The organism is Viridibacillus sp. NPDC096237 (assembly GCF_050278625.1).
Classification (GTDB): Bacteria; Bacillota; Bacilli; order Bacillales_A; family Planococcaceae; genus Viridibacillus.
Window position 1 is genome coordinate 1 of record NZ_JBNNTI010000077.1, and the last position, 8291, is coordinate 8291.

An 8291-nucleotide genomic window follows, 5' to 3' on the forward strand; every position below is an offset into this window, starting at 1 on the left:
TTAGTGTGGTAACTTACATTTTACACGGAATCGTTATGGGCGTTTTCTATTTTGTCTTGGTGTTGCACTTAATATTACAATTCGTCAAAAAGAAAAAAACGAAAAGAGTGGTTCAGGCTCTCTTCGCTTTTTCAAAAGTAAGCGATTTAATATAGGTTCATCTCTAAGGTTCAAATAGTGATGAATGTGAGCTTTCAATCGAATAGGGAAATTCGGTTGGTCAATAATTAACGATTAAAGAGAATTGCAATGTTCACAAGTGTTTGAATAGCACTCGCTTTGTTCTTCTATTTTCTCACCGCATACAGTGCATTGTTTTGCAGGTAAATTTTTGAAAAATTCAACGACATTTTCTAACATTGTGTTCCGCCTCCTGAGTAATCTGTTATATTACTGATTTGTTATTATGTATTGTATTATAATACAGATGTTTATGTCAATACAAAAACCTAATTTTAAGTTAAAATAATTGTGGAGATATTAAAGAGGAGTGAAATGATTGTTTTTTATAGATAATAAGGGTATTACAGATCCACGCATTAACTTAGCAATTGAGGAGTATGCGTTAAAAACGATGGATGTAGAAAAAGATTCTTTCTTACTGTTCTATATCAATCAACCATCAATCATTATTGGGCGAAATCAAAATACAGTAGAAGAGATAAATACAGATTATGTTGAAGAAAATGGCATAATCGTTGTACGCCGATTATCTGGTGGTGGCGCTGTGTATCATGATTTAGGAAACTTAAACTTCAGCTTCTTAACAAAAGACGATGGAGATAGCTTCCAAAACTTTAAAAAATTCACTCAACCAGTTGTTGATGCGTTACAAAACATGGGCATTAACTCGGAATTGTCAGGTCGTAACGATATTATGGCTGAAGGTCGTAAAATTTCAGGTAACGCACAATTCTCTACAAAAGGTCGTATGTTCAGTCACGGTACTTTACTGTTTGATACAGAAATTGACGCAGTTGTCTCTGCATTAAAAGTGAAAAAAGAAAAAATTGAATCAAAAGGAATCAAATCGATTCGATCACGTGTTGCGAATATTGTAGAATTTATGAAAGAGCCAATGACAGTAGAAGAGTTTCGTTTGGAAATATTAAATTCGATTTTCGGTGGCGAAGAGAATATCCAGTATTATGAGTTAACAGATGAGGACTGGGCAAATATTCACAAATTATCTGAAGAACGTTATCAACAATGGGATTGGAACTATGGTCAATCACCAAAATTTAACCTACAACGCTCTCATCGATTCCAGTCAGGAAGCATTGATATTCGATTAGAAGTGAAAAAAGGAGTTATGGAAGAAGTATATATTTTCGGCGATTTCTTTGGCGTTGGTGAAATGGTAGATGTAGAACAAGCATTAGTTGGGAAAAAATATGAACGCAATGTTATTGAAGAAGCGTTAAATACAATCGATATACCAACATACTTTGGTGGTGTTACGAAAGAACAATTTATACAATTGATTTATTAAAAAAAATTGACAGCATAATGTTTGGATTTGCGGTCAAGATGAAGGGGAGAGTGGAATGAATACACAACGTATATTAATCGTAGAGGATGATTTGAAAATTGCTTCGTTACTTGCTGATACTTTACGCAAATATCATTATGAAGTAAAAACGGTTGAATCCTTTGATAGCATCCTTGAAGAGTTTACGGCGTTCAATCCTCATCTTGTTTTGCTTGATATTAACTTACCTTCCTATGATGGATACTATTGGTGCCGTCAGCTAAGACAATTGACGACTTGTCCAATTATTTTCATATCAGCTCGTTCTGGCGAAATGGACCAAATTTTTGCTCTGGAAAACGGTGGAGATGATTTCATTACGAAACCATTCCATTATGAAATTGTGCTTGCAAAAATAAAGAGTCATTTACGGCGTTCATATGGAGAATATGCGACGAAGCAAGAAGAGAGAACTGTAAAGCTAGGTCAGCTTAATTTGTACTTAGAGCGTATGGAATTGCATATGAAACAGGATCAAATTCCGCTACAACGGAAAGAATGTGTAATTTTAGAATTGTTAATGGGACAAGCACCTAAAGTTGTTTCGCGAGAGAAATTACTAGAAGAGCTGTGGGATGATCAAGCATTTGTAGATGAAAATACGTTAAATGTCAATATGACACGTGTACGAAAAAAGTTGTCAGACTATGAAATACAGTCGACGATCGAAACAGTTAGAGGCGCTGGTTATCGCTTCGTATTACACTCAGAGGAGTCTTAATAATGCCGAATGTCAGACTGTTTCTGAAGGATAATATTACATTAGTCTTTTTTGAAGTTTTATTAGTGCTGTTTATTTTAGTGTTATATTGGCTAGACGGCTTCAAAAATGTGGATACGGCAGTATATTCTATTGTGATTACGTTAATATTAACGTTCACATATTTAGCTACACGTTATATTATGCGTCAATCGTTTTATAAAAAGATATCTGTAAAGCCTAAAGCAATGGAAGATGCATTACAAAAAAACGCAAAAACGCCAGAGCATATGCAAACAGAGGTGTTCATCCATACGCTTTATAAAATATATCAACTAGAAGTACAAGCATTATATGCCAAGCAAAATCGACATTTACAATTCATGAATCAATGGGTACATCAAATGAAAACACCTCTTGCTGTATTAGAGTTATTATTACAAGAAGAAGGCGAATTGGATAAGAAAAGTGTGCAAGAAGAAGTGGATCGTATGAAATGTGGTCTTGAGACTGTATTGATGAATGCGAGAATTGATACGTTTGAAGAAGATATGAAAATTGAACAAGTTGAACTTCGTCAAATGGTTGTTGAGGCAGTTAATGAGCATAAACGATTATTTATTGCTCATCGTGTTTATCCTGATATTGCTATAGAGGAAAATCTTATGGTACCAACTGATTCAAAATGGATGAAGTTTATTATTGGGCAATTTATCACAAATGCAGTGAAATATACTTTTGAGGAAGGTAAGAAAGTATATTTATCCGCAGACTTAACGAAGGATCATATTGCACTGTCAATAAGAGATGAAGGTATAGGCATACCTGCATCAGATTTGAAGCGTGTGACACGTGCATTTTTCACAGGTGAGAATGGTCGTAAAATAGGTGAATCAACGGGAATGGGTTTATATTTAGCACAAGAGGTTTGTGATAAATTAGGTCACCCGTTATTAATTGAATCTGAGGTTGGGAAAGGGACTAAGATGACGATTTTGTTTAATCGTTCGTAGAGGCCCACAGGATGTGGGTCACGTAACCGTTGCGACAGGACGTCGCGAACTTAGGTTACGTTCCTTGAAACGGGCGTCCTCAGCATTTCAAAGAAAGTGAGGTGGCAATTGTGCCTATCTTGAAAATTGATGAAGTTACAAAAGTTTATGAAGGAAAAGTGACTCACAGAGCACTTAACCAGCTGAGTTTTGAAGTTGAGAAAGGCGAGTTTTTGGCGGTCATGGGTCCATCTGGCAGTGGCAAAACTACGTTGCTAAATGTTGTCTCGACGATAGATACGCCTACGTCGGGTGAAATTACCTTAGATGGCATTAAGCCTCATGAGTTGAAAAAGAATGAACTGGCTTATTTTCGACGCCGTCAACTTGGCTTCGTGTTTCAAGATTTCAACTTGTTACAAATGCTAACGGTTGAGGAAAATATGGTGTTACCTTTGACATTGGATAATATGAATGTTGAGCTAATGGAGGAGCGGGTACAGAATGTATCCAAGCAGCTAGGCATCCAGTCAATATTAGAGAAACGTCCAAACGAAATTTCAGGCGGGCAAGCTCAGAAGACAGCAATTGGACGAGCTCTTATCCATAAACCATCTCTAATTTTAGCAGATGAACCAACCGGAAACTTAGACTCTAATTCCTCAAGAGATGTGTTAGAGCTGTTAGGACGCATTAATAAAAAAGAGGGTACGACAATTGTAATGGTGACGCATGATCCGATTGCAGCAAGTTATTGTGACCGTGTGTTATTTATCAAAGATGGTGAGTATTTCAATGAAATATATAAAGATGATCACCGTCAGACATTTTTCCAAGGAATTTTGAATGTGCTCAGTCTTTTGGGAGGTCATGTCGGTGATTTTTCGACAGTTCGCCTACCGTAATGTAATAAGGAATTACCGAGTTTATGCAGCGTTTTTTATGTCGAGCGTTTCATCCGTTATGGTGTTTTTTATATACTCGATGCTTATGTTTCATCCAAAGGTAGAGGATGAGTTTCTAAGGGAAATTGCGTTCCAAGGAATGTTTATCGCAGAAGTCATATTGGTGTTATTTATGATGTTCTTCTTATTTTACTCAATGCGTGCGTTTCTTCAGGCTCGTTCCAAGGAATTTGGTTTACTAATGCATCTTGGAATGGAAAAACGTCAGTTAAATAAGTTGGTATTACTTGAGACGGTAATTATTGGAGTAACTTCAATTATTTTGGGGATTGTTTTTGGCTATGCCTTTGCCAAATTCTTTTTTATGATTGTTCGTGAAATTTTGCTAATTGATAGCTTACCATTGTATTTTTCATGGGAGCCATTTGCTTTAACAATTGGAACATTTACAAGTTTATTTGTAATCATTTCTTTTCTCAGTGTGATGTTCATACGGGATCGTGATGTTATCGATCTGTTAAAAGGTTATTGGCGCAATGAACAGACGGCCTCTTATTCGAAATGGCGAGCTATTTTAGGGCTAGTGTTTTTAATCATTTCTTATGTTTTGGCTTCATTTACGACACAAGAACGTTTAATGATTTTATTAGCGATATTACCGCCTTTAGCGAGTTTGGGTACGTATTTGTTTTTCACCGATTCATTGCAGTGGTTGATGTCATTTGTACGTTCGCATAAGAAAATGTATTGGCATAAATATCGGTTAATAACCGTTTCAGAAGTATCGATTATTATGCGTGAAAATGCGCGTATGTTTTTTATCTCTTCTATGATCTCAACCTTGGCTTTTTTAGCTATGGGGACTCTTATCTCCATGTCGACATTTACTCATCAGTTTCATCGACTAAATCCATTAGGCCTCGTTTATTCAAGTAAAATAGACAATCCTTATGAAGAAGCACATATTAATAGTTTGACGAAAGAATTAGAAGCTAAAGGGCTTTCTTATCATTTAAATAAGTTTACGGTTAAACGTCAAACATCATCTAATACTCAACAGCAGGTAAAGATTATTCAACAAACAGATATTAATCGACTGGCACTTGTATTTGGTTATCCTGTTGTTAACTTGGATCAAGGAGAGGCCATTTTTTTAGCTTACTCTGAGAAATCCTTGGAGGAATTAAGGAATAAGAAAGTCAGGACAGTTTTACAAGAAAATAGTATTCCACTTTTCATCAATTCAGTTTATCCACGTGTTCTTTTTTCTCCTACTGAGCTTGGAACGAATGTCATTGTCGTAAATGACAATGATTTCAATTTAATCGATGAAGCAATGGTTGGAGCAAATGCTGCACAGTCCACGAATCACTTGTATGTATTTCATGTACCACAATGGACAGCTACAAAGACTATTGGATTGGAATTAGATGCGATGGTGACAGATGCTTACCTGAATAATCATCAAGAAGAATTACCGTTTTATTTTGAGAATTCAGGTTTAGATTATTCATTCATTCGTTCGACTTTTGCTTTGTTGCTGTTTATAGGATTATTAGCAGCTTCAGTGTTTTTCTTAGCATCGGGTAGTTTTATTTACTTTAAATTATATACCGGTTTGGAGCGAGACAAGCAACAATTTAATGCGTTAAGGAGAATGGGGATTACAGAAAGAGAACTACGTAAAATTGTTAATAGACAGTTAATACCACAGTTCTTTTTACCGTGGGGTCTAGCAATGTTGCACAGTACATTTGCATTTATGTCATTACAGGCATTTTGGATAGGTATTGCAGAGCTTTCAATATTGCGGGAAATATTGATCGTTCTAGGAGCAATTACTTGTGTTCAATTTTTATATTTCTATTTAATTCGCTGGAGATATTTATCCCATATTCGCTAATGCTAATTGTCGCTGATGCTACAGAGTTAAGTAAGTCTATCAACTACCCATGGTGGTTGATAGACTTTTTTGATGCTAAAAAGTACGAAGTCTGATTAATGCGTTGTGAGATAGATGTAAATTGTCAATCTAGTAATACTAAAAGTAGTTTGGAGATACTTCTTTATGTAATAAATGGCTGTCTATTGTTTTATTTTGTAAATTTTTATATAATGTAGACAGAAATGAATGGCGATTCATTCTATTCTGACAAAGGGGAGATGAGTATATGAATTTAGTTTCGGCAGTTCATAAGACTTCAATAGAGCAACCGGAAAAGATTGCGTATCATTTTATGGGGAAAGATACGAATTATGGTGAATTTGAAGAATCGGTTGCACGCTTTGCTTCAGCTTTAAAGGGATTAGGGGTAGGGAATGGGGATCATGTTGCTTTGTTACTTGGCAATACACCTCATTTTTTAATTTCTTTATATGCAACAATGCGCGTAGGGGCAACTGCAATTCCGATAAATCCAATTTATACACAAGATGAGATTACGTATATAGTACGTAATGGGGATGCTAAAGTAGTTATTGCATTAGATGCGTTATTGCCAGTAGTGAAAGTAGGAGTTACAGCCTTTCCGAATGTAGAAGCATTTATTGTATGTGAAACTGCTCCTGAAACAGCAGCTAAGCTTTCAGAGTTAGAAAGTCCTGTGAAAGAAAAAGTAAGATCATTTTCAATGTTACTCGCTGCATCTTCTGCAGATTTCGAGCCTACTGAATTAGATCCAGAAGATACAGCTATTATTTTGTATACGTCAGGAACGACAGGGCAACCCAAGGGGGCTATGTTAACACATAAAAACTTATTATCAAATGCGCGTGATGTAGCAGAGTATTTGACTATTTCTCCTGAAGATCGTGTGATTACGGCTTTACCGGTCTTTCATGTGTTTGCCCTTACGGTAGTAGTAAACGCACCGCTGTTAAATGCAGCAACATTATTAATTGTACCTAGATTCAGTCCGAAAGACGTATTTGAAATTGCTAAAGAGCAAAAGGCTACAGTTTTTGCAGGTGTACCTACGATGTACAATTTCTTATATCAATTCCCTGAAGGTAATCCAGAAGATTTCTCGTCACTACGTTTAGCTATTTCTGGAGGTTCTTCTCTTCCAGTAGCATTGCTACATAATTTTGAGGACAAGTTCAACGTGCGTATTTCTGAAGGATATGGCTTATCTGAGGCATCGCCAGTAACCAGTTTTAATCCGCTTGATCGTGAGCGAAAGCCTGGTTCAATTGGTACGAATATCGTCAATGTAGAAAATAAAGTATTCAACCAATTTGGTGAGGAAGTATCTGTTGGCGAAGTAGGAGAGCTTGTTGTCAAAGGTCCTAACGTGATGAAAGGCTATTATAAAATGCCAGAAGAGACCGCTGCAACCATTCGTGAAGGCTGGTTATATACAGGTGATCTTGCGAAAATGGATGAAGAAGGTTACTTTTATATTGTTGATAGAAAGAAAGATATGATCATAGTAGGTGGCTTTAATGTATATCCACGTGAGGTGGAAGAAGTACTATACGCGCACCCAGGTATAATGGAAGCTGCAGTAATTGGTTTACCTGATCTCAATTTGGGTGAAGAAGTCTTTGCGTATGTGGTATTAAAAGACCCGAATCTAACTACTGAAGATATTTATGAATATTGTAAAGAAAAGTTAGTGAAATATAAAATACCTAAGCAAATTGAAATTATTGAAGAGCTACCTAAAAATACGACTGGAAAAATTTTGCGTCGTTCATTGAAAGAACATGCTCTAAATAAATAATAAAAAAAAGATTCCGTTTTGGAATCTCCCAGTATGTCTACAAAAGGCATTCAGAATGCTCACATCCTGAATGTCTTTTGTTTTATATATTTTGGTTATTTAAGATTCTCTTTTATATATAAAATTCTCTTTAAGTGTTAACTTGTATTATATTTTTGAACTTTGCCAAGTTCAATTGGGGGGGAATTCACAGATGTGTAGTTGATTGGAGCGGAGGTGGCGACTCCTGCGGGAAAAGCGGGACAGTCCGAGACCCTGCAGAAGCGTAGCGACGAAGCGGCTTGGCGCCCGCCCGCGGAAAGCGCCCACCGTAGCGGAAATCAACGGTATTATCTATTTTTTGAAATGTTACTTTGTCAAATTAAGTGCAACACTTGCTCCATGAACGCTTCGTGTGCAGATTTCCAGCCCAAGCATTTTCTTGGGCGATTATTAATT

The 8291-nt window shown here is 36.4% G+C and carries 7 protein-coding genes; 6 read left to right on the plus strand and 1 reads right to left on the minus strand.

Annotated features, from left to right (window positions below; translation table 11 throughout):
- Positions 1 to 234: 234 nt before the first annotated feature.
- Positions 235 to 360, minus strand: a complete 126-nt coding sequence (gene yhfH / locus ACQKMD_RS21185; RefSeq protein WP_076034471.1) for a protein YhfH — start codon at positions 358 to 360, stop codon at positions 235 to 237.
- 139 nt (positions 361 to 499) lie between these two features.
- Here yhfH and ACQKMD_RS21190 point away from each other — a divergent pair, with 139 nt between their 5' ends.
- From ACQKMD_RS21190 to ACQKMD_RS21215, 6 genes are all read left to right on the plus strand, one after another.
- Entirely contained in the window at positions 500 to 1492 is a 993-nt protein-coding gene (locus tag ACQKMD_RS21190; RefSeq protein ID WP_427754493.1) for a lipoate--protein ligase, read from the plus strand.
- 55 nt (positions 1493 to 1547) lie between these two features.
- Positions 1548 to 2252 (plus strand): response regulator, encoded by a 705-nt coding sequence (locus ACQKMD_RS21195; RefSeq protein WP_427754495.1) that lies wholly within the window; start codon positions 1548 to 1550, stop codon positions 2250 to 2252.
- Between the two features lie 2 nt (positions 2253 to 2254).
- Entirely contained in the window at positions 2255 to 3244 is a 990-nt protein-coding gene (locus tag ACQKMD_RS21200) for a sensor histidine kinase (RefSeq protein WP_427754497.1), read from the plus strand.
- A 110-nt stretch (positions 3245 to 3354) separates the two neighbouring features.
- On the plus strand, positions 3355 to 4128 hold the full coding sequence (locus tag ACQKMD_RS21205) for an ABC transporter ATP-binding protein (RefSeq protein ID WP_427754498.1): 774 nt from the start codon (positions 3355 to 3357) through the stop codon (positions 4126 to 4128).
- A complete protein-coding gene (locus tag ACQKMD_RS21210; protein ID WP_427754499.1) occupies positions 4094 to 6031 on the plus strand; it encodes an ABC transporter permease in 1938 nt (645 codons plus the stop codon). The genes ACQKMD_RS21205 and ACQKMD_RS21210 overlap by 35 nt, the downstream gene beginning before the upstream one ends.
- Before the next feature lie 268 nt (positions 6032 to 6299).
- On the plus strand, positions 6300 to 7853 hold the full coding sequence (locus ACQKMD_RS21215) for a fatty acid--CoA ligase family protein (RefSeq protein ID WP_427754501.1): 1554 nt from the start codon (positions 6300 to 6302) through the stop codon (positions 7851 to 7853).
- Positions 7854 to 8291: the final 438 nt, after the last annotated feature.